25 protein-coding genes and 1 other RNA gene are annotated in these 22,174 nt (G+C 38.4%); 19 read left to right on the top strand and 7 right to left on the bottom strand.

Going from position 1 to position 22,174, the window contains the following annotated elements; translation table 11 throughout:
* Positions 1-32: 32 nt before the first annotated feature.
* Together OFN73_RS04290 and OFN73_RS04295 are read right to left on the bottom strand one after the other, a co-directional pair.
* A complete protein-coding gene (locus OFN73_RS04290; protein WP_270862384.1) occupies positions 33-653 on the bottom strand; it encodes a nucleotide exchange factor GrpE in 621 nt (206 codons plus the stop codon).
* Entirely contained in the window at positions 650-1,438 is a 789-nt protein-coding gene (locus OFN73_RS04295; protein WP_270862385.1) for an HrcA family transcriptional regulator, read from the bottom strand. The genes OFN73_RS04290 and OFN73_RS04295 overlap by 4 nt, the downstream gene beginning before the upstream one ends.
* A 339-nt stretch (positions 1,439-1,777) precedes the next feature.
* Between OFN73_RS04295 and OFN73_RS04300 the strand changes: the two genes are divergently transcribed.
* Positions 1,778-2,023 carry an XRE family transcriptional regulator gene (locus OFN73_RS04300; protein ID WP_270859471.1) on the top strand — a complete coding sequence of 82 codons (246 nt, stop codon included), beginning with the start codon at positions 1,778-1,780 and terminating at the stop codon, positions 2,021-2,023.
* 1 nt (position 2,024) lies between these two features.
* Entirely contained in the window at positions 2,025-2,150 is a 126-nt protein-coding gene (locus OFN73_RS04305) for a hypothetical protein (protein ID WP_270859421.1), read from the top strand.
* Between the two features lie 397 nt (positions 2,151-2,547).
* Here the strand turns inward: OFN73_RS04305 and OFN73_RS04310 are convergent, their stop codons facing one another.
* The 3 genes from OFN73_RS04310 to ppk2 all read right to left on the bottom strand — a co-directional run bounded on the left by OFN73_RS04310 (position 2,548) and on the right by ppk2 (position 6,556).
* Entirely contained in the window at positions 2,548-3,846 is a 1,299-nt protein-coding gene (locus OFN73_RS04310) for an ankyrin repeat domain-containing protein (protein WP_270862386.1), read from the bottom strand.
* Positions 3,847-3,923: 77 nt separating this feature from the next.
* A complete protein-coding gene (locus OFN73_RS04315; RefSeq protein ID WP_270862387.1) occupies positions 3,924-5,513 on the bottom strand; it encodes a long-chain-fatty-acid--CoA ligase in 1,590 nt (529 codons plus the stop codon).
* Positions 5,514-5,635: 122 nt separating this feature from the next.
* Positions 5,636-6,556 carry a polyphosphate kinase 2 gene (ppk2, locus tag OFN73_RS04320; RefSeq protein ID WP_442867879.1) on the bottom strand — a complete coding sequence of 307 codons (921 nt, stop codon included), beginning with the start codon at positions 6,554-6,556 and terminating at the stop codon, positions 5,636-5,638.
* 101 nt (positions 6,557-6,657) lie between these two features.
* Between ppk2 and dsbD the strand changes: the two genes are divergently transcribed.
* From dsbD to rnpB, 14 genes are all read left to right on the top strand, one after another.
* Positions 6,658-8,436, top strand: a complete 1,779-nt coding sequence (gene dsbD / locus OFN73_RS04325; RefSeq protein ID WP_270862388.1) for a protein-disulfide reductase DsbD — start codon at positions 6,658-6,660, stop codon at positions 8,434-8,436.
* Positions 8,437-8,640: 204 nt separating this feature from the next.
* Entirely contained in the window at positions 8,641-9,441 is an 801-nt protein-coding gene (locus OFN73_RS04330; RefSeq protein ID WP_270862389.1) for a hypothetical protein, read from the top strand.
* Positions 9,442-9,454: 13 nt separating this feature from the next.
* Positions 9,455-9,577, top strand: coding sequence for a hypothetical protein (locus OFN73_RS04335; RefSeq protein WP_270862390.1), 123 nt, complete (start codon positions 9,455-9,457; stop codon positions 9,575-9,577).
* Complete coding sequence (locus tag OFN73_RS04340; protein WP_270862391.1) at positions 9,574-10,491, top strand: hypothetical protein; 918 nt, start codon at positions 9,574-9,576, stop codon at positions 10,489-10,491. Before OFN73_RS04335 ends, OFN73_RS04340 begins: the two co-directional genes overlap by 4 nt.
* A gap of 1 nt (position 10,492) precedes the next feature.
* Complete coding sequence (locus OFN73_RS04345; protein ID WP_270862392.1) at positions 10,493-10,618, top strand: hypothetical protein; 126 nt, start codon at positions 10,493-10,495, stop codon at positions 10,616-10,618.
* Positions 10,619-10,637: 19 nt separating this feature from the next.
* Positions 10,638-10,862, top strand: a complete 225-nt coding sequence (locus OFN73_RS04350) for a hypothetical protein (protein WP_270862393.1) — start codon at positions 10,638-10,640, stop codon at positions 10,860-10,862.
* 105 nt (positions 10,863-10,967) lie between these two features.
* Positions 10,968-11,456, top strand: a complete 489-nt coding sequence (locus OFN73_RS04355; RefSeq protein ID WP_270859426.1) for a KdsC family phosphatase — start codon at positions 10,968-10,970, stop codon at positions 11,454-11,456.
* Positions 11,447-11,977, top strand: a complete 531-nt coding sequence (gene lptC / locus OFN73_RS04360) for an LPS export ABC transporter periplasmic protein LptC (RefSeq protein ID WP_270862394.1) — start codon at positions 11,447-11,449, stop codon at positions 11,975-11,977. The genes OFN73_RS04355 and lptC overlap by 10 nt, the downstream gene beginning before the upstream one ends.
* Entirely contained in the window at positions 11,941-12,456 is a 516-nt protein-coding gene (gene lptA / locus OFN73_RS04365) for a lipopolysaccharide transport periplasmic protein LptA (RefSeq protein WP_442867878.1), read from the top strand. The genes lptC and lptA overlap by 37 nt, the downstream gene beginning before the upstream one ends.
* Positions 12,453-13,091, top strand: a complete 639-nt coding sequence (locus tag OFN73_RS04370) for a GTP-binding protein (protein ID WP_270859428.1) — start codon at positions 12,453-12,455, stop codon at positions 13,089-13,091. Before lptA ends, OFN73_RS04370 begins: the two co-directional genes overlap by 4 nt.
* A complete protein-coding gene (locus tag OFN73_RS04375; protein WP_270862395.1) occupies positions 13,088-13,687 on the top strand; it encodes a GNAT family N-acetyltransferase in 600 nt (199 codons plus the stop codon). The genes OFN73_RS04370 and OFN73_RS04375 overlap by 4 nt, the downstream gene beginning before the upstream one ends.
* Positions 13,654-14,142: a hypothetical protein gene (locus OFN73_RS04380; protein WP_270862396.1), complete on the top strand. Its 489-nt coding sequence runs from the start codon at positions 13,654-13,656 to the stop codon at positions 14,140-14,142. Before OFN73_RS04375 ends, OFN73_RS04380 begins: the two co-directional genes overlap by 34 nt.
* Entirely contained in the window at positions 14,139-15,959 is a 1,821-nt protein-coding gene (gene mrdA, locus OFN73_RS04385) for a penicillin-binding protein 2 (RefSeq protein WP_270862397.1), read from the top strand. Before OFN73_RS04380 ends, mrdA begins: the two co-directional genes overlap by 4 nt.
* A 458-nt stretch (positions 15,960-16,417) precedes the next feature.
* Positions 16,418-16,744, top strand: an RNA gene (gene rnpB, locus OFN73_RS04390) — RNase P RNA component class A.
* Between the two features lie 387 nt (positions 16,745-17,131).
* Here rnpB and OFN73_RS04395 read toward each other — a convergent pair.
* Together OFN73_RS04395 and rsmH are read right to left on the bottom strand one after the other, a co-directional pair.
* Complete coding sequence (locus OFN73_RS04395) at positions 17,132-17,509, bottom strand: hypothetical protein (protein ID WP_270862398.1); 378 nt, start codon at positions 17,507-17,509, stop codon at positions 17,132-17,134.
* 128 nt (positions 17,510-17,637) lie between these two features.
* Positions 17,638-18,573, bottom strand: a complete 936-nt coding sequence (rsmH, locus tag OFN73_RS04400; protein ID WP_270862399.1) for a 16S rRNA (cytosine(1402)-N(4))-methyltransferase RsmH — start codon at positions 18,571-18,573, stop codon at positions 17,638-17,640.
* 63 nt (positions 18,574-18,636) lie between these two features.
* Here rsmH and OFN73_RS04405 point away from each other — a divergent pair, with 63 nt between their 5' ends.
* The 3 genes from OFN73_RS04405 (at position 18,637) to ftsA (ending at position 22,159) form a co-directional block, all read left to right on the top strand.
* Positions 18,637-19,203, top strand: a complete 567-nt coding sequence (locus tag OFN73_RS04405; protein WP_270862400.1) for a class II aldolase and adducin N-terminal domain-containing protein — start codon at positions 18,637-18,639, stop codon at positions 19,201-19,203.
* 126 nt (positions 19,204-19,329) lie between these two features.
* Positions 19,330-20,787, top strand: a complete 1,458-nt coding sequence (locus OFN73_RS04410; RefSeq protein ID WP_270862401.1) for a peptidylprolyl isomerase — start codon at positions 19,330-19,332, stop codon at positions 20,785-20,787.
* Positions 20,780-22,159, top strand: a complete 1,380-nt coding sequence (gene ftsA, locus OFN73_RS04415) for a cell division protein FtsA (protein ID WP_270862402.1) — start codon at positions 20,780-20,782, stop codon at positions 22,157-22,159. The genes OFN73_RS04410 and ftsA overlap by 8 nt, the downstream gene beginning before the upstream one ends.
* Positions 22,160-22,174 lie beyond the last annotated feature (15 nt).

Genomic DNA, 22,174 nt, shown 5'->3' on the forward strand with positions numbered 1-22,174 from the left:
TTGTTTTCTTTAAATTTTGTAAATTTGCGAATTTACTTCGCCAAAATAACCATTACAGGGCGCAAAATTCGCTCTTTGTAAAGGTAACCTTTTTGCAAAACTTGGACTATGTCGTTTGTTTTGGCTCCCTCTTTTTCTACGAGTTGGATTGGGTAAAATTTACCGCTTTCGCTCTCGTAGCCCTCATCGATCGAAATCGGCGTAATGCCGTATTTTTCAAATGTGCTTAAAAACAAATTTATACATTGCTTCACGCCTTCTTCGATTTTATCGGCTAGTTCGTTGCCCTCAATATCGATTTTCGCGGCCTCTTCGAGTGCGTCGATTATCGGCAAGAGATCTTTTGCAAATTTTTCCGCCGCATATTCCACGGCTGTGGTTTTTTCGCGCTCCAAACGCTTTTTGATATTGTCGAAATCGGCACTAGCGCGGTAAAATTTATCCGTAATCTCGCTAAGTTCGTTTTGTAGCTTAGTGATTTCATCATCTTGCGCGCTTTCGCACTCACACTCACTTTGTATCTCTTCGCTAAATTCATCGCCGTCGTCAGCTAGCGGACTTTGGCAGCCGCAACCAGCGCCGCAGTTTTTGTGCTCTTTTTCCTCAAATTCACCTGCTGAATTTTGCGTTTTTTCGTCAAATTCTTGGCTCATGCTACTCCTTTACTAAATTTAAAAAATTTTTCATAATCCTCATAAACACTTCCAGCGCAAATCATTGTAGCGTCCTTGTTTTCGAATTTTACCGGGCATTTTATCCCCATAAAACCAGGCTCGAAATAGGGCGCAAAGATTAAATTTTTGTCAAAATTCACGGCGATTGAGGGGTTTAACAAAATTTTAAATCTCTCATCTTTAAAAATTTTATACGCCATAACTTCGTTTGCGATAAACTCGATTTTTGAGTTTTTCAGCTCGCGGATTTTGGTGTTTAGCTCCCTAAGACCGATTTGCATAGAGGCGACTTCCAAATCTTTGAGCGAAATTCCGATTAAATTCGACAAAAGCTCGAAAATTCTGTTATCAAATTTCAAAATAATCTCATCTTTGTCGAAAACCAAAATCATAAAACGCTTATCGTGCTTTATGACCTCGGTCAAACACTCGCTTTCTGCGCTAAAAATCATACAATAAATATCAAAATCCTCTAAGATTGCTTCTAGCTCATCGCCGTCTCTTAGCGATAAAATCTCGCTAAAATCGAGTTTAGCGCGCCAGTAATCTTGCATAGTAGCTACTGTGGGGATACGCCCGCCACTGACATGAAGCTGCGTGATTGCGCCCTCGTCACTGAGTTTTTTGAAATACACCCTAATCGTCGAGGCTGGTATAGCGACCTCCATGCGCCCGCCTAACTGCGACGAGCCAATCGGAGCGTTGAGGTCCAAATAGGCTTCGATGATAGAATCAAGTATCAAATCACGCTTGTTTGTTTTCATTTATTAGCACTCTTTCGTTTTGATTGCTAACATTATACAACATTGAGTGGCAAAATGTCAAGGTTTTTTAAAAATTTTAGCACTTTACTTGTTTGTTTGCTAAATTTTGAAATTTCAAAATTTTGATTTTGTGTGCAAAATTTGGCGGTTTCATAGCTAAATTTCCCCCTTAAAATTCTTGGAAATTTTGTAAAATTTTATGTTTGTTTTATGAGAAATTCTGTATAATTCACACGATATAACGCAAAAATTTACTAATTTTGCTTATAAACAATACAAAATTTAGATAAACTATACAGATTAATGTATAATTAATCCTAAAACTTGTATAATTTTGGCATGTTAGAAACGAGCGATATATTCAATATTTTGCATAATGCCGTCGAGGCAAAAAATATGGGCAAAAAGATTTCTCACGCTGTAATGGCGAAAAAGCTTGGCGTGTCGATGAGGACATATCAGGATTGGCGCCTTGGCACGACCAAACCGCAGGCAGCGACTGCGATTTGTCAAATGCTCTGCGAGCTCGATAGCGACGAGGCTTCTTTTGTGCTACATAAAATAAAAAAATTATTAGGAGACTGATATGTATAAGATCACATTGCAAGAAAAAATGGATTTACAAAGCGTATTTTGCGCAATTTATGCAAAAAAAGAGTCAAAATTTAGCGCATTTTATCGCGCGTTTTTTAGACGAATTTTGGCTAGATAATTTAGATCCAGCGACGCATTACTCGCTAAAAACTTGTGAGTAATAAAAAAATTTTTTACAGTGAAATAAATGCAAAAATATGGCGTCGTTAGGATTTGGTTATCATGGGTTTTTAGCGAGTAAATGAGTTTCGTGTGCAAATTCGTAGAAATTTTGTAGATAAAAAATGCGAATTATAGTGAAAAATTTTAAAGTTGCAATTTGAGTTAAAATTTTTATTTAAATTTAGTTATTGGTTATAGCGTGTGAATAGCTTCGTATAAAATGCCTCAAAAGCGCGCATGTGCAGTGGCTAGAAATGTAATACCAAAAAAGTCGCTTATAGCGGCGCTAAATCTTTGCTCGCTAGCTTCAATGTTTTCTGTTGTCATTTTTTCTCCTTAAAGTTAATTTGTTATTAATCGTCTAAATCGTAATTTGTTATATACAAATGAAATAATCTTTCAATTTCATCGGAAGTGATATTTATATCAACGCTATTATGGTTTCCGTAGCCAAATTTTCTTTCTTCGCTTGCTGTTATTTTATGCAGAATTTTCATTTGTTGATTAAACACTATATACTCTTCAATATCTTCAAAAGTTCCGTTTTTATCTAAACAATTTTCGTATAAAAATTTGGTTTTGCGGTTTGGCTTTTCTAAATATCTTGGCATATTGTTTTTGGTAAAATAAGTAACTGCATCTAAAAATGCACTAACCCATTCACTATGACACTCTCTGTTATATAGTTTTTTCAAAAATTCCTTGCTTGGGTTCCAAACATCTATTGGGACATTATATTTTCTAAGTAGTGCTATTTTTGGTCGTGGGTGTGGGGATTGGAGTATCGGAAAATATAGCGAATTATGAAAACGAGCCAATTCTATATCGCCTTCATAATTGTTTATAAATTCAATGTAATGTCTATCGGCTTCTGAAAGGTCGTTTGTGTATTTGCTAACATTTCCACCTAAATAATATTCATACAGATAAGGTTTATACCCACTTTGTAATACAAGCTCTAAAATATCAAGTTGATTATTTCTTAACAAGGTTCTAAAAAAATTCTCCGCTGTGTAATGGTGCTCGTTTCGGTGCATTCTATCAAAGTTTTTCCATATAAGATGAGCTGTATTATTTTCATCAAAATATGGTTCAAATTCCCAAAAATCACCTATTTCTAACACTCCAAGTGCTGTCTGCATCATAGTAACTTCTTCAAATTTAACGCCGTTTTCATATAAAAGCTTTACTGCTTTTGTAGAGTTGTTTTCCATAGCGTATGCCATAGGGCTGATTTTATGATTATCTTGTTTATGAATATCGGCACCCATTTTTATAAGCTCTTTCATAGTGTTTTCATCATCATAAAAACTAGCATACATAATAGCTGTAACGCCGTAATGAAGTGGTTCATCTACGCTAATATTATTATCGCTTATAAAATTTAAAATTCTAGCCGTATCTTTGGACTTTAAAATTTGACGAAATTCTTCCATTTTTGGATTTTTTTTGACTTCTGTAAAATCTATATCCCAGTAACGAAATGCAAAATTCTCAACTTCTTCTTGCGTAACATATTTTGAAAGCTGTGAGTTTTTTGATATGTTTGTATCGGCTGTAACTACAAAATTCGACTTTTTCTTATCTAGTTCTACAATCCTTAGTATAATAGCTAAGAAAATAACAGGTAAAATCCATAATAAATTTTTCATATATTAAATCTTTTATAAAATTTACCAAATTTAACCCACAAATTGTGGGTTAAATTTAGCGTGATAAAAGGTGAAATTTACGCGTTATTGCCTTTTGCGATCTGCTCTTTTAATGCGCGTTTTAGAACCTTGCCAGTGGCGTTGCGTGGCAGGTCTGGCACGAAATGCACGACCTTTGGAATTTTGTAGTTTGCTAGGTGATTTTTCAGATAAGTTTTGATTTCGCGTTCGCTTAATTTTTGATTTTCTTTGAGTTGCACGAAGGCTACGACCTCCTCATCGGCGTATTCGTCTCTGATACCCACGACCGCACAGGCCTCGACTTGTGGCATTTTGTAGATTATTTCCTCGACTTCGCGCGGATAGACATTTATGCCTTTGGCGATGATGATATCTTTGATACGATCGACGATATAGATAAATCCCTCATCGTCCATATATGCCAAATCTCCCGTGCGAATCCAGCCGTTTGTCAGCGTCTCTTCTGGCGGGATATTTAGGTAGCCTTCCATGACGCAATCCCCGCGCACGATAATCTCGCCAATCTCGCCACGAGCGACTTCCATGGTTTCATCATTTACGATTTTGACCTCGTATCCGTCAAGCGGTGTGCCTACGCTTAGGATTTTTTGTTTGTCGTAGTAGTTTAGCGATACGATAGGCGAACACTCGCTAAGTCCATAACCCTCGATAAGGTGGGCTTTTGGGAATTTTTTGTAAAATTCGTCGATTGTTTGTTGCGCAAGAGGGGCTGCACCCGACATAAATACTCTAAGCTTATTAAACCATCTGAATTTCCAGCCAAGTTTCGCCTTGCCTAGCATTGTATAAACAGACGGGATTCCCAAAAATACCGTTGCTTTGCGTTTTAGGGCGGTATTTAGGACATTTGTGATAGGGAAAACTGATTTTAGAGCGATTATGCTCGCGCCGTTATATAGCGATAAAATCAGCGTTGCAGTCAGCGTGAAGCTATGAAACATCGGCAAAAATACCAAAAATCTATCCTTGCCACTCACATTGTAGCGAGGAGTGGCTTTATCGGCGTTTGAGAGTATGTTTTTGTAGCGAATCATAGCGCCCTTTGGCCTGCCTGTCGTGCCTGAGGTATAGACGATATGGCTTAGATCGTTTTCGGTCGGAGATTTCGCTATTTCTAGCTTGGTTTTACAGGTTAGGACAGTATCAAAGCTGACATTGTGCTCGCTAAGTGCGCCTTGTGTTTGCGCGTTTGGAAGGGCTGAGTTTGGGGTTGGCTCATCGCTTTTGCCCTTAACCCAAATTATGCGTCTGATATCTGGTGCGCTAATGCTTTTAAGCTCCTTGCTAAGGGCGGTCGAAGCGAAAATCATGCGAGAGCGCGAATTGTCTAAAATATACTCAATTTCCTCGTTTTTAAGGAAGGTATTCATAGGCACAGCGACCGCGCCGATTGAGGTAATACCTAGAAAAATGGTGAAAAACTCATAGCCGTTTTGCACATACATAGCCACTCTATCGCCGAAGCGAATTCCACTATTTTGCAAATATGCGCCAATCGCATCGACTTTGGCTTTAAGCTCTGCGTAGCTAATCTCCATATCTTCGTCATAAATCGCTATATGGCGAGATTTTTCGCTCGCATAGAAACTTAAATTTTGGTATAAATTTTCGAATTTATATGTCATGTTTTACCTTTGTGTGGTTTGGTTTCCCGCGAATTTTATCAAAATTTATATAAATTTAGTTAAATTAAATCAAAAATTTAAGAAAAGATAAATTTAGACGCACAAACGGCGTCTAAATTCGGTTATTTTTTATCTTTTGGCTTACCTGTGCCTAGTTTTACCTGTTTTTCGGCTTTTTGCGCTTTTTTTAGGGTTTCTAGTTTTTCCAAGCCCTCGTTTCTAAGGCTATTTTCCATAAGCATGATTTCTTCTGTGCCGGTTCTGACCAAATCCACATCGACTTTAAATTCGCTAGGATCGATTTTTTCATCATAATCAATTCTGGCTAAAATGCAGCGAAACGCATTTAATCTTGCGGCTTTTTTGTCATTACTATCTAGCACGATCCATGGCGCGATATCGGTGTTTGAGGCTAGTAGCATTGAGTATTTTGCCAAAGTGTATTGCTCCCAAAGCTCTTGTGATTTGGCATCTACTGGGGAGAGTTTGTATTGTTTAAGAGGGTCTGTGCGGCGTGCCTCGAAGCGTTTTTGTTGCTCCTCTTTTGAAACTGAGAAATAAAATTTAAACAAAATAATGCCAGAATTTGCTAGCATTTCCTCGAATTTCGGCACTTGGCGCAAAAATTCTTTATGCTCAGCATCGGTGCAAAATCCCATTACAGGCTCGACCATAGCGCGGTTGTACCAGCTTCTATCAAAAATCACGATTTCGCCAGCGCTTGGCAAATGCGCGACATAGCGTTGGAAATACCATTGCGTTTTTTCGACATTGCTTGGTTTTTCAAGTGCGACTATACGGCAACCGCGTGGGTTTAGGTGCTCGGTTAGGCGTTTGATTGTGCCGCCTTTGCCCGCTGCGTCGCGACCTTCCATGATGATTAGGACTTTTAGCCCTTTATCTTTGACATAGCGTTGAAGTTTGAGTAGCTCGATTTGAAATTTTACAAGCTCGCTCTCGTAAAATTCTTTGTTCATTTTTTTGATTTTTTTGCCCTCGTATGCGATTTGTTTGAGTTGTGTATCGCTTGTTTGTTCAGCCATTTTGTTCTCCTTTTTTGAAAATAAAACTTAGATTATACATTTAAAAGAATTAAAATTTAATATGTTTTTGATAATATTACGAAAAAATTTCAAGGCAAATAATGAGAATTTTATCTTTTATTTTTCTATTTTTTATCACGCTTTTTGGCGAAGTAATCGCGCCAAATGAGGCTTTTATCGTCGATACAAACACAAGCGAAAGTGAAATTAGCTTAAATTTTTGCGTCGCAGATGAGATTTATATTTACAAAGATGAGATAAAAATTTTCATTGATAGCGCAGAAGTTGGCGCACTTTTAAATTTCCCGCAACCAAAAGCGTATAAAAATTATCAAATTTATGACGGAAATTTCAGCATTGCCCTGCCTATGGGGCTAGTGCTTGCAAATGCAAAAGATAGCAAAAATTTTCAAATTTTAGTGAAATTTCTTGGTTGCACTGTGGGTGGGTTTTGTTACGAGCCACAAAACAGAGGCTTTGCGCTAAATAAAAGTGGCAAGAGTTATGAAATTTCGGCGTTGAAAAATCCCGGCGCAGGTATTTCGGGGCAGAATTTAGAACAAAATTTAGAGCAAAATTCGGGGGATTTTGGCTCAAATTTAAGCCAATCGCAAATTTTAGAAATTTTTGAAAACAAAAGCTTTTTTATGACCTTGATTTTGTTTTTTGGTTTTGGCGTTTTGCTCTCTTTGACACCTTGCATTTACCCGCTCATACCGATACTCTCGTCGATTATCGTGGCTAAAACAGCTAGCAAGCCAAGCGTGAGATTGAGCCTGATTGTAAGCGTAATTTATGTGCTTGGCATGGCGAGTTCGTATGCGGTTTTGGGCGCTGGTGTGGCGGTTTTGGGCGAAAATTTGCAAGGGATTTTGCAAAATAAAATCGCCCTAATCATCACGGCAGCCATTTTTGTGGCTTTGGCGTTTTCGCTTTTTGGGCTTTATGAGATTAGGCTTCCTAGTGGGTTGCAAAATTTCCTAAGTGCCAAAAGTGACGCGAGAAGCGGATTTGTGGGCGTTTTTTTAATGGGGGCGATTTCATCGCTTATGGTTAGCCCTTGCATTTCAGCCCCGCTAAGTGCTGCGCTAATATACATCGCAAATAGCGCAAATATAGCACTTGGTGCTAGTGCGCTTTTTGCTTTGGGGCTTGGAAGCGGGGTTTTGCTCATTATAATCGGGCTTGGAGGCGCGCTACCGCGTCCAGGCGAGTGGATGGAAGTGGTGCCAAAAATCTTTGGATTTTTGCTTTTGTTTATGGCGGTTTGGATAGTGCGCTTCATAATCGGCGAAAATTTAGCACTGCTATTTTACGCGATTTTGTGCGCTTTAATGGCTGGGGTTTTGGGATTGTTTGATGCGCGCGCAAACGCACTAAAACGCGCACTCGCGCTTTTAATCGCCGTTTATAGCGTGCTTTTGCTAATCGGTTTTGCAAGCGGGGCGAGGGATTTTACTAAGCCACTTAGCGAAATTTCGGCGCAAAAGGGCGTAGCTACGCAAAAAGGCGTTATGGCGCAAAGCGCGAAAAATGGGGAAAGATTTATTTTCGTGCGAGATTTGGGCGAGTTACGCGAGGTGATTAAAGGCTCGCAAAAGCCCGTGATTGTGGATTTTTGGGCGCAGTGGTGCAAAAACTGCGAAGAGAGTGAGGCGGCGTTTGGCGATGAGAGTTTGGCTGAAATTTTGTCAAATTTCACGCTTGTTAAGGTTGATTTGACCCAAAACAGCCCCCAAATGAGCGAGATTAAGAGAGAATTTGGCATTATGGGACCGCCTGCGATTTTGTTTTTTAAAAACGGCAGTGAGTTAGAAAACCTGCGCCAAATCGGCTCGCTAAATTCAGCGAAACTAGCGCAAATTTTATCGCAAATTTGAAAATTTACTAATTTATTCGCCTTAATGCCAACGATTTGTCATCGCAAGAGGGCTGTTATTTAGATAATCTATGAAGAGCAAACCACAGACGCTGAATTTACAAAAAAATTAGTATTTGATTTTTTAATTTGGTGTAAAATAACGCTAAGAAAAGTAAAAGTCACAGCAAAAAAGTGGCGTAAATTTGAAATTTAAAGGAAAACTATGAAACATAAAATTTTAATTTTATTATTTTTGATTTTCGGTTTAAATTCGGCGTTGTTTGGGGAAAATTCAGATGAAATTTCAAATAAAAATTCAAAATATTTTTATGAATTGCACGAAGCTATACAAAATAAAAATTATCAAAAAATGCAAGAAATTTTAAAAATAAAACCAAATTTAATAAATTTAAAAGATAAAAGTGGCGCAAATTTACTACTAAAAAATGTGCTTGAAACAGACGCTTGTGATAACGAAATGGCAAATTTTCTGCTAAAAAATGGTTTAGAGATTACTGTGCCGATACAGCTTGTAGAATTAGAATTTTGTGTTTTAACGCAAACGGCTTCAACCGAGTTAAAATATGAAAACACAAATAATATTTTTAGGCTAGGGCTTACATCAGACATAATGAAAAACTATTTGAAATTACATGGTGTAAATAGTGATTATTTAGCTAATTATCTCCACGATGACGAAGAATTGTTTTTACTATTTTTAGAAAATAATTACTTTGAATTCGGTGAAAATTTCGACGAAATAAAGAATTTGGCATTTGATATTATTAGATTTGTTGAGCAATCAAGTGGCGGCAAGTATCACAAAGACAAACCAATTCCAAACGAAATTTTAGAATTTGTCAAATCTGAAAAATACGCCAAATTTCGCGACAACAAATTAAAAATAATGAATAAAATTTTAGACAAAAAGCCATTAAATGAGCTGAATAAAGGAAATAAATTTTGGCTTGAATTGCTTTATAAAATCACAAACGATGAAAAAATAAAAGAAATTTTAAATTAAGAAAGGATACAAAATGGCAGACAAAAACGATTATGACGAGGGAAGAGAGGCTGGGCGCTGGCTTGGTTGTATGTTTGGTTATAAAAAAGCGGGCAAAAAAAGTGGCGTAAATTTGAAATTTAAAGGAAAATTATGAAACACAAAATTTTAATTTTATTATTTTTGATTTTTGGTTTAAATACTATTCTGTTTGGGGAAAATTTGGATAATAATTTTAGTAAAAAAATCGAAAATTTAATTTTGAATTCTAGTTATTATGAAATCGTAGATTATTTTTCTAAAAACAAAGGAAATTTAAATTTAAATCATGAATTTTACGATGAAGATAGTATTCAATCTGAAATTTTATCTTATTTAAACTTTCGCTTTTTAAACGATAGTAATACGACTGAAAATAAAAAAATTTATGATTTTTTTATTGGTGCTGGACTAAATATTAACTCAAATTTTAGAGTAATAAAAAACGAAAAAGAACATTTTGTCTCAAATCTTATGAGTATATTATCTGGCTTTAAAAATGAAAAAAGACAAGTTGAACTCATTGATTATCTAATGTCAAAAGGGCTTGATATCAAAGCTCCGTGTTATTTCGACAATGAACGAGTAAATTTATATGCACCAGTCGTAGTGATAAGTGAAAATTTAACTCCAAAACTTCTAGAAATATTTGCAAAAAATAAAGTAAAACCACATAAAGCACTAGAATTACTTGCAAATTTATTGGTTGAAAAGAAAATGAATACTTTTATGCAAAACAAAGATATGTCTGGCTTTAAACACTTTTTAAAAAGCAAAAATTACCAACTTACAAGAGAAAAATACAAGGAATATATTCAAATAATTTTTCAAAATTATTCTATTGAGGATTTTGATGAGCAAGAATTGGCATTTATAATGAGTGTGTTTGTGGGTGCGGATGATACTGAATTTATAAAATTCGTAGCGGATGCTGGGCTTATAAAAAATGAAAAACTTCGCACAAAATATTTAAATAGTGCAAAAAATAATGGCGTAAGTCAAGAAACAATAAAAATTTTAGAAGGAGAATAAAATGGGAAAAATGTATGATGTAGAGGAAAATGAAAATTTTATGATTTCTACCGATGAATTATCTTTTTTTGCGATGAGAATTGTAAAAATTATTTGCACAATCAATGGAATTTGCGCTAAAATTTAGCGAAATTTAAAGGATTAAAATGCAAACAACTCTTGCTTTGGCATTTCTTGGATTTTTACCACTTTTATGGCTAATTTCGCTTTGTTTTGTGGTTTTTTATACCATAAAATTTGCGCGCACGCCGAATTTTAGCGACCAAAGAGCGTATTACAAAAGGCGAATAAAAAGTGCGCTTTGCATTTTTGCGATAATCTTGCCGATATTATTCTGTTTAACATATATTTTTTGCGTTTTTATGAAATAAATTCTATTAACCAAAGCTTTAAAATTTTACTTTAAAATGGCTGTTTTATAAGCAAAATTTGGCTAAAATCATTAGCTTTTAAATTTACAAATTATGGGAAAATTTATGATAAAAATTATTTTTTTAGATGTCGATGGTTCGCTCACTGACGGCGCGCTGTATCACGCAGAGAGTGGCGAGACGATGAAGAGATTCGATGTCAAAGACGGCTTTGGGATCCAAGAGTGGCAAAGGTGCGGTCTTTACGCTGCCATAATCACAGGCAAAAGCTCGCAAATCGTGGCAAATAGGGCAAAGGAGCTTAAAATTCCTTTTGTTTTTCAGGGCGAAAAGGACAAATTTGGCAGAGCTAGTGAAATTTTAGCCGAACTCGGGCTCGATTTTAGCGAGGCTGCGGCGATTGGCGATGATTTAAACGACGCGAAACTGCTAAACGCTGTTGGCATGAGTTTTAAACCGAGCGACGCGCTAAATTCGCTAAGGGCTGATTACACGCTAAATGCGCGTGGCGGGCACGGGGCGGTGCGCGAGATGATTGAAATCTTAGTCGATAAAAACAATATGCGAGAGATTTGGAACTCTAAATGGTTATAAAAATTTTCTATGTCGTAATCGCGATTTTTAGCGTCGCTATGGTGTTTCTAAGCGTGCAAACTCCGTATTTCGAGGAGATGTTTAAGGAAAATTTAAATGTCTCAAATCTCGAAATGCAAGGTGTGAGAGATTATCAAGTGGGCGAGAAAATCACTGGCGAATTCAGGGCGAAAAACGGGATTCGCTACAAAGATCGCGATGAATTTTACGAATTTGACGCTGTGATTTTAGATGATATAAATCACACGATTAGCTCAAATTTAGCCGTTAAAAAGGGCGATAATATCAAATTTAGCGGTTCGGCGCATTACCGCAACAGCGACGAAATAGATTACAAATCCGAGCAAATCACCTACAATCTCAAAAACAAAATCGTTCGCTCAGATGTGCCATACACCCTCACTCGGGGCGAAAACAAAGTAACTGGCGAAAAAATCAGTTACGATACAAAAAATAAAAAAACAAACTCAAAAGGAATTCACGCATGGTATTACACGCAGGACAAAAATTCATCAAATTAGCGATTTTTTCATCACTTTTGGCTTGTATGAGCGCATTTGGCGCACCTGAGCTAGTCGAGGTTACGGCGGATAATTTTTTCGCTGACGAGGTCAAACAAATCAGCACCCTAACGGGCAATGTAAAGATAAAAAAAGGCTCTTATGATACGCTAACTTCGGATAAGGTTACGATTTATTTCGACGCCAAAAAGCAACCCACAAAATATGTCGCCACAGGAAATGCGAAATTTAAGGTGCTAGTAAATGACAAACACTACGACGGGCAGGGCGCAGTGCTGACATACACACCGGGCGCTGAGACATACACGCTCGAAGGAAACGCGCATTTGCACGAAACTGAGACCAAAAAAGAGGTCTTTGGCGAGCAGATTGTGGTCAATCGCACCAAAGGCACCTACGAGGTCAAATCTGCGCCAAATGGCGGTGCTGGCAAAAAGCCTGTGAGATTAATCTTTCAAGTAGAAGATCAGCAAAAATGATAAACATAAACGACGCGAAATTTATAACTTCCGCCGCAGGGATTGCCGATAGCCCAGAGTTTGCGATGAGCGAGGTGGCGTTTTTGGGGCGCTCAAATGTGGGCAAATCCAGCCTGATAAACGCTCTAACTCAGCGCAAGGGGCTAGCCAAATCAAGCTCGACGCCGGGCAAGACGCAACTTGTGAATTATTTCGAGGTAAAATTTGGGCAAAAATTTAGCGAAAATGAAAAATTTGATGAAGCTTTGGCAAATTTAGGCGAGAATTTTTCGCTTATGTTTGTGGATTTGCCGGGTTTTGGATACGCAAAAGTGTCGAAAAAAATGCACTATATCTGGCAGAAAAATTTGGACGAATTTATCAAAAACCGCCCAAATATCAAGCTTTTTGTCCATTTGATAGATTCACGCCAATTCGATTTGGATATTGATAGAAATTTGCGCGAGTATGTGGAGAGCTTTTTGCGGGGCGATCAGCAAATTTTGCGCCTTTACACGAAAGCTGACAAACTAAATCAAGCTGGGCGCGCAAAATTGCTTAAAAGCGATCCTGGCGCACTTTTTGTCTCGACGCTAAAAGGTTCTGGCATAGCCAAAGCGCGCGAATTAATCATAAAAAAGGCGTTTGGACTATGATAGTGCTAGAAAAACCGCGTCTGTGCGACATAGGCGCAATGCAAGAAATGATAAAAGCCGAAGTCGAAAGCGGTGTGATTTTGCCTAGAAGCGACGATGAGATTGCCACATATATCCGCTCATACACGCTAGCGTATGTCTGTGATGAGGCGTGCGCCAAGCCAGAAAATACTGAGCCGAAATTTGATAGCGAAAATTTAGGGGCAAATTCTAGTGAAATTTCAAATCAAAATTCCCAAATTTGCGCCTCTTACACGCAGTATTTCGCCCAAAAACCACAAAACGCCGAGCTTGCAGGATATGCGTCTTTGAAAATTTTCAATGCAGATCTTGCAGAAATTCGCTCATTTGTCGTCTCGCCGAAATTTCGCAGGCGAGGAATCGGCTCAAAAATCGTCAAAGCTTTATTAGATGAGGCGAAATTTTATGGCTTAAAAAATGTCTTTGCTCTGACATATCAAAAGCATTTTTTCGAGCAAAACGGTTTTAAAGAAATCAGCAAAGATGAGCTTCCAGCCCAAAAAATTTGGGCAGATTGTATATCTTGCAAAAAGTTTCCAGTATGCAACGAAGTCGCGGTAATTTATACCTTATAGTCGATTTTGCCCTAAGCTTTGGCGTCGCTTTTTATCTGCTTTTAAGCGTGATGTATCGGGGACTGCCGCCACTTTTGGGATTTTTTTTCGTGACTTTGGTGGTGCTGAAATTCGAGCATGAAAACAAATTTAAAAAATACAATTTCACTTACTATTTTGCGATTTTTTATCTATTTTGCGCCGAGCAAATTTACGGATTTAACCTATTTAGCATTGCGCTAGCTTACATTGTTTTTTATACTTTTATCTATGAATTTAGCCTGCGAAATATCAAATTCCGCAACTTTTTGCTGGCTTTGTATGTGCTAATCGCCTATGCGCTGATTTTGGGGGTAAATGGCGCGATTTCGTATATCAAAAAAGCTGACGCTATGAGTGTGGGAAGCGAGTATTTAAGCTATATCGTGGTCGATATTTTGCTTAGTTTGCTCTTTTTTAAGGGGCGATTTGTATGAGATTAAAATTCGTCTTTTTCTTTGTTTTGGCGTTTTTTACCATGCTTTTGGTTAGGGTGTATTATCTAGCTATCAAATCAAACGAATTTTACGAGCAAATCGCCAAAAACAATGTCGTCTCGACCGAGTATATCCCGCCTGTGAGGGGGCAGATACTAGACGTCAAAAATCGCCCGCTAGCGATTAATAATATCGGATTTTCGCTTTTGATTGCGCCACATTTAAAAGATAGTGCGCTGGACGCTGAGCTAGCAAATATCAGCAAATATTTCGCGGATTTAAACACCACGCAAATGCGCAAAATTTACAAGGACGAAAACTCGGTTTATAACCAAAATTTTATCGAAGTGGTTAAATTTTTGGATTACAACGAAACAATCACGCATTTTGCGAATTTAAATCTGCACGAAAATATCCGTGTCGAACCCGCCTCGCAACGCTACTATCCACACAATCATCTCGCCTCGCATATCATCGGCTATGTCGGACGCGCGAATAAAAAAGATATCAAATCCAACCCTCTCTCAGCCCTTACTGGATATAACGGCAGAAGCGGTGTGGAGGGGTATTATAATGAAATTTTACAGGGCAAAAGAGGCGAGCGCAAGACCAAGGTAACTGCGCTAAATGAGGTTGTCGAGGAGATTTCATACGAGGAGCCAAGCAGCAGTGAGATCTCGCTTACAATCGATTTGGAATTTCAAAAATATTTAGAAGAAATTTTCAAAGACAAAGACGGCGTGGCGATCGTGATTGATCTCAAAGACGGCGCGATACTGGGCGCTGGAAGCTTCCCTGAGTATAATCTAAACACCTTTGTGGGCGGAATTTCGCAGGCTCAGTGGGACGAGCTAATCAAAGATCCGCGCCACCCATTTACAAACAAGCTCGTAAATGGCCTCTATCCGCCAGGCTCGGTAATCAAAATGGCTGTTGGAATGAGCTTTTTAAACAGTGGCAAGATAAATGAGAATTGGAGCGCGTTTTGCGGTGGTGCGATTGAGCTTGGAGGGCGCAGATTTAGGTGTTGGAGTAGTGGAGGGCACGGCAGAGTGAGCCTAGTGCAGGCTATCAAAAGTAGCTGTGATATATATTTTTACGAAGGCTCGTTGATTGTGGGGATTGATTATATGTCAGCTTACCTTAACCGCATGGGATACGGCGTGAAAACGGGCGTGGATTTGCCGAACGAATTCGTAGGCACCATGCCAAATAAGGCGTGGAAAATGCAGAAATTCAAACGCCCATGGTATCAAGGCGAGACTGTAAATGCCTCAATCGGTCAAGGCGATGTGCTAGTAACGCCTATGCAAGTAGCCAAAAACACAGCCCAAATCGCCACAGGCAAGGCGATAATCCCGCATTTTTTAAAGAGCATTGACGGCGAAGAGATTAGCTTCGAGCCGGGCGAGCTTTTCACGCCGGCCGAAAAAAATCAACTCCCGCTTGTAAGGCGCGGTATGTATGAGGTAGGAAACAACCCAAACGGCGGAACTGCGTATAAAATCATGAAAGACGCCATCGTCCCGCTCGCGGTCAAAACAGGCACCGCGCAGGTCGTAGGACTATCGCAAAAGACAAACAAACGCCTAAAAGAGTCGCAAATGGATTATTTCCATCGCTCGCATGCGTGGATGACGAGCTTTGGCCCGTATGAAAACCCAAAATACGCCGTTACGGTGCTAGTCGAGCACGGAGGCGGTGGCGGAAGCGCGGCAGGTCCTGTGGTGAAAAAAATCTTCGAAAAACTCGTGGATATGGGCTATATCGACGCAAATGCCACGGCAAATTCTACGCAAAATTCAAAGAAAAAGTAAAATAAAATTTAAAATTTCTTGCTGACGCAATCCAAGAACACTGCGTCGAAATTTTAAAATTTGGGCTCATGGCTTAAAATTTGCAAAATTTGCCCCTAAGTGTCATTGCGAGAATTTTGCGTAGCAAAATTCGTGGCAATCTACAAAGTTTAAATTAAAAGTCGGGCAAATGGCAAAATTTCGCAGAATTTTTGAATTTTAAAATTCTGCAAATTTTGCTTTTGGTTGTTTAAATTCGTAGATTGCTTCGTCACTTCGCTCCTCGCAATGACAAATCAAACAAAATTTGCCCTAAGTGTCATTGCGAGGCATGCTTGCACGCCGTGGCAATCTACAAAGTTTAAATTAAAAGCAGAGCAAATGGCAGAGTTTTGCAGAATTTTGAATTTTAAAATTTTATGCGCATAGCCCAAATTTGGCGTTTGTGAAATTTAAGCATAAAAGGCTATAATTGCGCTTCGGCGTGGCGAGCGGTCGCTTGTGATAAACAAGAGGAAAGTCCGAGCTGCAATAAGACAGAGTTGCGTCTAACGGACGCCGTGGGAAACCATAGGGAAAGTGCAACAGAAAGCAAACCGCCATAGCGTTCGCGCTGTGGTAAGGGTGAAAGGGTGGGGCAAGAGCCCACCGCGCGCATGGAGACATGGGCGGCAGTGCAAACCCAACTCGCAGCAAGAATAGAAGGTAAGGTCTTATGAGATACTATTCGCTAGAACTGGTTTGCAAAAACCAGTGTAGATAAATGACCGCACAGACAGAACTCGGCTTATAGCCACGCCTTTTATTTATTTTTGCAAAATTTCCACAATAATAGTAGTAAATGTAGTTGAATTTGTCATTGTGAGCGAAGCGAAACAATCTACGAGTGTAAAATTTAGGGTTAGTTTGTTTGCTAAAATTTTGAAATTTACGGAATTTTATAAAATTTGCGAATTTATCGTTCGGTGATTTTAGCTCGTGGATTGCCATGAATTTTGCTAACGCAAAATTCTCGCAATGACAAATCATAGGCTACGGAATTTTTCTGGATTGCTTCGCTGTGCTCGCAATGACAGTTTAAATGACAAATCAAAATTTCGGGGCAGTGTTTTAAACTTGCGGTAGCGAAATAAATTTAAAATTAATCACATAAATTTTTTGTTAGTTAGTGCGTTAGTTAGCCAAAATGGGCGTTAGTTTGGTTTGTCATCGAGATTGACGGCGTCGATGATCTCTTTTTTGAAGCGCAAAAACTCGATATTGTTTTTAAGCGCGCGGTTTTCTTCGAGTAGGACCTCATGTTTGGTGCGAAGCTCTGCGATGTCGCGCGAAATGTAGTAAATCTCGTTTCGGATAAAAATCGCTGGCACGGTTAGTAAAAACACGAACATCATTATCAAATAGGTCATCAAAAGTTTGTTTAAGGATAAATTTACCTCTTTGAAATTTGTGGTTTGGTAGTTTTGCAAAATTTGGTTTTGTTCGTCGCTGATATATTCGCTCGTCTTGGGCGCGGATTTGGTCCTGTCTGGGACGGAATTATTTATGATAAAATCATATTCGTTATTCAAAATTTTCTCCATTTAAATTTTAAAATTTTCAAAATTCGAAAAATTATAAGTAAAATTTAGCATAATATTTTACACAAAATTTTACTTATAATTTTTAATAAAATTTTACTAAAATAGCCTAAATTTGGCTATTTTATCTGAAAAATTCTCAGCTTAGCACTGCTTGCGCGAGAATTTTGTGCTAGCTCTTCGCTGCTAGCGGTGATTGGCTTTTTGCTTATGATTTTGCCTAGATTGTGGTTAGCTCCACACTCACATTTTAGTGCAAATTCTGGGCAAATACACGCTTTTTCCCACTCTTTAAAACGCGTTTTTACGATACGATCTTCGAGCGAGTGAAAGGAGATTATAGCAATTTTTGCATTAGTTAAGACTTTATTTTTTGCTTTTTGTTCGATTAAATTTAAAAGCTCGCCAAGCTCGCCAAGTTCGTTATTTACCTCTATTCTGATTGCCTGAAATGCGAGGATTGCAGGGCTTACGCTTCTGTTTTTGGCAGGTTTAGTGCCGATTATTTGCGCCAAATCTTTCGCGCTGGTAATAGGTGAGAGTTTGCGTGCTTGGATAATTTTTTCAGCGATTTGATATGCGTTTGGTAGCTCGCCGTATTCGCGCAAAATCCGTGCAAGTTCATCTTTTGTATAATTATTTACTATAAATTTCGCGTCTTTTGAGCAGGAACTGTCCATACGCATATCTAGCTCGTCGCTTCCTAGGCCAAAACCGCGCTCATTTTTGTCGATTTGAAGCGATGAAACGCCGATATCGGCTAAAATTCCCCTTATGTTTTTTATTTTTTCATCTGGCAAAATTTTTAAAATTTCACTAAATTTTGCCTTATGGATTTGCACGCGATCTTTGAATTTTTCTAGCCTTTTACTCGAAAAATTTATCGCCTCGCTATCTCTATCACATGCGATTAAATGGACATTTGGTAGGCTTTGCAAGATACCTTGGCTATGTCCTGCGTATCCTAGGGTGCAATCAAGTATGTAGCCGCCCTGGGTGTCCGAAAATGCACTAAGTGTTTCGTTAAATAAAACTGGAATATGAGGAATTTGCAAACTTAATCCTTTTAAAATTTCTAGTTTAGTATAATAGCGCATTTTTTAGGTAAAAGGTAAAAAATGGACGAGTATTATTACGAAATTTTGCGTAGAATTTCGCTTTCGATGTTTAGAAAGGAGCTTTTTGGCATTTTTCACGGCTCGATTTCAGCCAAAGTTAAGGATAATCAATTCATTATCAACAAAAAAAATGCCATTTTTGACAGCCTAGGCTTGGACGATTTCGTGGCGTTGTTTGCCAAAAAGGACTATCGCTGGGAAGAGGCGAGTATAGATAGTGATATACATTTAAATATATATAAAAATATTAAAGAAGCCAAATTCGTTGCTTACGCTATGCCGCCGTATTTGCTTGCATATACCTTAGAACATGACTTTATCATACCGCGCGATTATTATGGTGCGACTATCATCAAACGGCTTGAAATTTACGATCCGAAAAATTACGATGATTGGCACGATAGGGCACCGCACGAAATTTACAATTATATGATGAGCGAAAATAGTGATATCATCGTGGTTAGAGGATATGGCGTGTTTGCGTATGCTAGAAGCGCACAGAGCCTTGCGAAAAAAATTGCGGTTTTGGAAAATAGTTGCAAAATGCTTTTGCTAAACCAAAATTAACTTTTTTGTAAAAAATGTTACTAACGCGTTATAAAATGACAAAAATGCCTATTTTTCAGTGTTACATAAGGTTTTTATCTGTATAATACTAACACATTTTGTTAGTTGATTAAAGGGAAATAATTTATGATCAATTGGATGCAAAAGCATAAAAAGTCGCTCATACCTACTATCTGGATTAGCACGATAGCTTTCGTCGGTGCTGGTTTTGTGGGCTGGGGCGCGTATGATATGAACGCAAACAGAGCTGGTTCTATCGCCAAAGTAGGACAAATTTCTGTTACTAATCAAGAATTAAATACGAAATATTCCGAGCTTTACAATCGTCTTTATAGCATGAGTGACGGCAGATTTACCAGGGAGCAAGCCGATCAAATGCACCTAGACGAAATCGCTGCAAACGAGCTTATTAAAGAGGCGTATTTTTTAAATTTTGCTAACGATTTGGGGCTAAGGGCTACGGAAAAAGATGTGGCCCAGTTTGTAGTAAATGCGCCAGCCTTCCAAGAAAATGGCGTTTTTAATCAGACTTTATACGATAACAGCGTCAAAAATTCAGGTCTTACCAAAAAAGAATTTGAGCGAAATTTGCAAAAAGCAATCACGCTAGAAAAGCTTAGCGACGCGATAAAAGTCGTGCCAAATATGGATATCGTCGAGGCTATCACAGCCTCTGGTTTGGTGCAAGATAGCGTGCAAGCGCAGATGATTTACGCCGATGATAATGTCAGTTTTAGCGACGATGAGTTAAAGAAATTTTGGGAGGGCAAAAAAGATCACTATATGAGTGAGAAAAAATACACCCTAAATACATACTTTATGCCGACTAAAACAGCAGAGGCTAGCGACGCCGAGCTGGAAAAATTTTATAACGAAAATCGCTCGGCATATCGTGGAAGCGATGATAAGGTGTTAGATTTCGCCGCAGCAAAAGATAGTGTGATTAAGGATTTTAGCCTTGATCAAGCCAAAAAAACAGCGCTAAAAAAATATTTGGAAATCAAAAAAGGCGAAGCTGATACCAATGAAACCATTATTGCCACGCCTAGCACATTTCCTGTGGGTGAGCTTGGAGAGGCTAAGGTCGGCGAGATTTTAAAACCTTTTGCTTACAATGACGGAAATTTAATCGTAAAAATCGCTAGCATAGACGAGCCAAAACCTCTTAGTTTCGAAGAGGCAAAAGAGTTAGCGGCGGCTGATTACCGCGTGGTTAGGGCTAGCGAGGTTTTAAACGAAAATGCGCAAAACGCACTTAAAGATTTCAAAGGAACCCAATTTGGCAAATTTACGCTAAATTCACAAAATACAACCTCGCTTAGAGATGATGAATTTTATAAATTTATCAGCGAAATGTTTTCTAAACCAGCCAAAGAGGGCGTTGTGCTTTTTGACGATAAGGCTTTGGTCTATAAAATCACAGAACAAAGCTTAGGCGATGATACTAGCATAAACGAAAACAAATCCATGGTAGCGCAAAAAATCGACGGTATGATAAATTCAAATCTCCAAGGCGATTTGTTAAAACTTCTTGAAAAGCGTTATAAACTCGAAAGATATTATAAAGGTAGAGATAGTGAGTGAGTATATTTTAGGCTTAGACATCGGGTCTAACAAAATTCGTGCTTTAATAGCCAAAAATGACGGCGAGTTGAGCATTAGCGGAGTAGGTGTAGCTGATACCTTGGGTATAAAAAAGGGTGTGATTACTAACATCGAGCAGGCTGCTAGCTCAATCAAACAAGCTGTAAAAGGCGCTATCAAAAGTGCTGGTCGCAACTACGATAGAGCGGTGGTTTCGATATCTGGTTCGTATGCCAAAAGTGTCAAATCGCGTGGCGTAATCACTATGGAGCGCGAGATCGGTATCCACGAGATAGATCGCGCTATGAAGGTAGCCCAAGCGCAAGCCAATGTCCCGAACGACTATACTATTTTGCATGTGCTTCCTTATGATTTCAAAATTGACGAGCAAGAGCATATAGAAGATCCTCTTGGCATGAGTGGATCGAGACTAGAAGTATCGGTTCATATCATAATCGCTCCAAAAAGCTCAATCCAAAATTTGAAAAAATCAGTAGAAATGGCAGGGGTAAAGGTTAGCAATATAGTCTTATCTGGCTATGCCTCATCAATTTCTACGCTAACAAAAGATGAAAAAGAGTTAGGTGTAGTGCTTATAGATATGGGTGGAGCGACTTGCGATGTGGTTATTCACTTAGGCAATTCATTGCGTTATAACGATGTTGTTATGTTAGGTTCGAATAACATCACTAACGACCTTTCTCGCGCGCTTCACACACCGCTACCTTATGCAGAAAATATAAAAATCACATATAATGATTTGATAAACGAGGGCGACAGCGAGGTAAATTTGCCTATCATGGGTGAAAGGGAAGATGAGAGTAAGTTGATTTCCCTTGAAATTATTTCGCAAGTAATATTAGCAAGAGTTAAGGAAATTTTCGATCTTTTAGCCGATAAAATAGATAAAAGCGGCTACAAAGACAGGCTTGGTGCTGGCGTAGTCATCACTGGCGGTATGGCTAAGCTAGATGATGTCAGAGATCTAGGCACTATGGTTTTTGATAACATATCTGTTAGAGTAGCTAGACCAAAGAGCGTTAGTGGGCTTTCTGAGATTTCTTATGATAGTGCTAATGCTTGTGCGGTTGGACTTTGTATGTATGGATTTGGCGATTTTACGCCGTATGAGATTGATTCTAACGGCGAGCTTCGTTACAAAGACGAAACTATAAAAATCTCTACAAGCAGAGAGAGTTCGACATACTATGAAAAAGAAGTAACGCAAGCGATAGAAACAGAAGAAGTAAAAAGCAGTGTTACTAACACTAACACTATGGCAAATAACGGCGGGCTTGGCATTGGGCTTCCAGAGAAAAAGAAGCCAAATATGTTTGAAAAATTTATGACAATGATAAAAAATAGCTTTTAAATTTAATAGAGGAGA

Origin of the sequence: Campylobacter sp. JMF_14 EL1 (assembly GCF_027737585.1) — a bacterium.
GTDB lineage: Bacteria > Campylobacterota > Campylobacteria > Campylobacterales > Campylobacteraceae > Campylobacter_B.

Bases quoted from the DNA above. Each gene is read 5' to 3' on its own strand.
- OFN73_RS04290 (WP_270862384.1), bottom strand. From the start codon at position 653: ATGAGCCAAGAATTTGACGAAAAAACGCAAAATTCAGCAGGTGAATTT.
- OFN73_RS04295 (WP_270862385.1), bottom strand. From the start codon at position 1,438: ATGAAAACAAACAAGCGTGATTTGATACTTGATTCTATCATCGAAGCC.
- OFN73_RS04300 (WP_270859471.1), top strand. From the start codon at position 1,778: ATGTTAGAAACGAGCGATATATTCAATATTTTGCATAATGCCGTCGAG.
- OFN73_RS04305 (WP_270859421.1), top strand. From the start codon at position 2,025: ATGTATAAGATCACATTGCAAGAAAAAATGGATTTACAAAGCGTATTT.
- OFN73_RS04310 (WP_270862386.1), bottom strand. From the start codon at position 3,846: ATGAAAAATTTATTATGGATTTTACCTGTTATTTTCTTAGCTATTATA.
- OFN73_RS04315 (WP_270862387.1), bottom strand. From the start codon at position 5,513: ATGACATATAAATTCGAAAATTTATACCAAAATTTAAGTTTCTATGCG.
- ppk2 (WP_442867879.1), bottom strand. From the start codon at position 6,556: ATGGCTGAACAAACAAGCGATACACAACTCAAACAAATCGCATACGAG.
- dsbD (WP_270862388.1), top strand. From the start codon at position 6,658: ATGAGAATTTTATCTTTTATTTTTCTATTTTTTATCACGCTTTTTGGC.
- OFN73_RS04330 (WP_270862389.1), top strand. From the start codon at position 8,641: ATGAAACATAAAATTTTAATTTTATTATTTTTGATTTTCGGTTTAAAT.
- OFN73_RS04335 (WP_270862390.1), top strand. From the start codon at position 9,455: ATGGCAGACAAAAACGATTATGACGAGGGAAGAGAGGCTGGGCGCTGG.
- OFN73_RS04340 (WP_270862391.1), top strand. From the start codon at position 9,574: ATGAAACACAAAATTTTAATTTTATTATTTTTGATTTTTGGTTTAAAT.
- OFN73_RS04345 (WP_270862392.1), top strand. From the start codon at position 10,493: ATGGGAAAAATGTATGATGTAGAGGAAAATGAAAATTTTATGATTTCT.
- OFN73_RS04350 (WP_270862393.1), top strand. From the start codon at position 10,638: ATGCAAACAACTCTTGCTTTGGCATTTCTTGGATTTTTACCACTTTTA.
- OFN73_RS04355 (WP_270859426.1), top strand. From the start codon at position 10,968: ATGATAAAAATTATTTTTTTAGATGTCGATGGTTCGCTCACTGACGGC.
- lptC (WP_270862394.1), top strand. From the start codon at position 11,447: ATGGTTATAAAAATTTTCTATGTCGTAATCGCGATTTTTAGCGTCGCT.
- lptA (WP_442867878.1), top strand. From the start codon at position 11,941: ATGGTATTACACGCAGGACAAAAATTCATCAAATTAGCGATTTTTTCA.
- OFN73_RS04370 (WP_270859428.1), top strand. From the start codon at position 12,453: ATGATAAACATAAACGACGCGAAATTTATAACTTCCGCCGCAGGGATT.
- OFN73_RS04375 (WP_270862395.1), top strand. From the start codon at position 13,088: ATGATAGTGCTAGAAAAACCGCGTCTGTGCGACATAGGCGCAATGCAA.
- OFN73_RS04380 (WP_270862396.1), top strand. From the start codon at position 13,654: ATGCAACGAAGTCGCGGTAATTTATACCTTATAGTCGATTTTGCCCTA.
- mrdA (WP_270862397.1), top strand. From the start codon at position 14,139: ATGAGATTAAAATTCGTCTTTTTCTTTGTTTTGGCGTTTTTTACCATG.
- OFN73_RS04405 (WP_270862400.1), top strand. From the start codon at position 18,637: ATGGACGAGTATTATTACGAAATTTTGCGTAGAATTTCGCTTTCGATG.
- OFN73_RS04410 (WP_270862401.1), top strand. From the start codon at position 19,330: ATGATCAATTGGATGCAAAAGCATAAAAAGTCGCTCATACCTACTATC.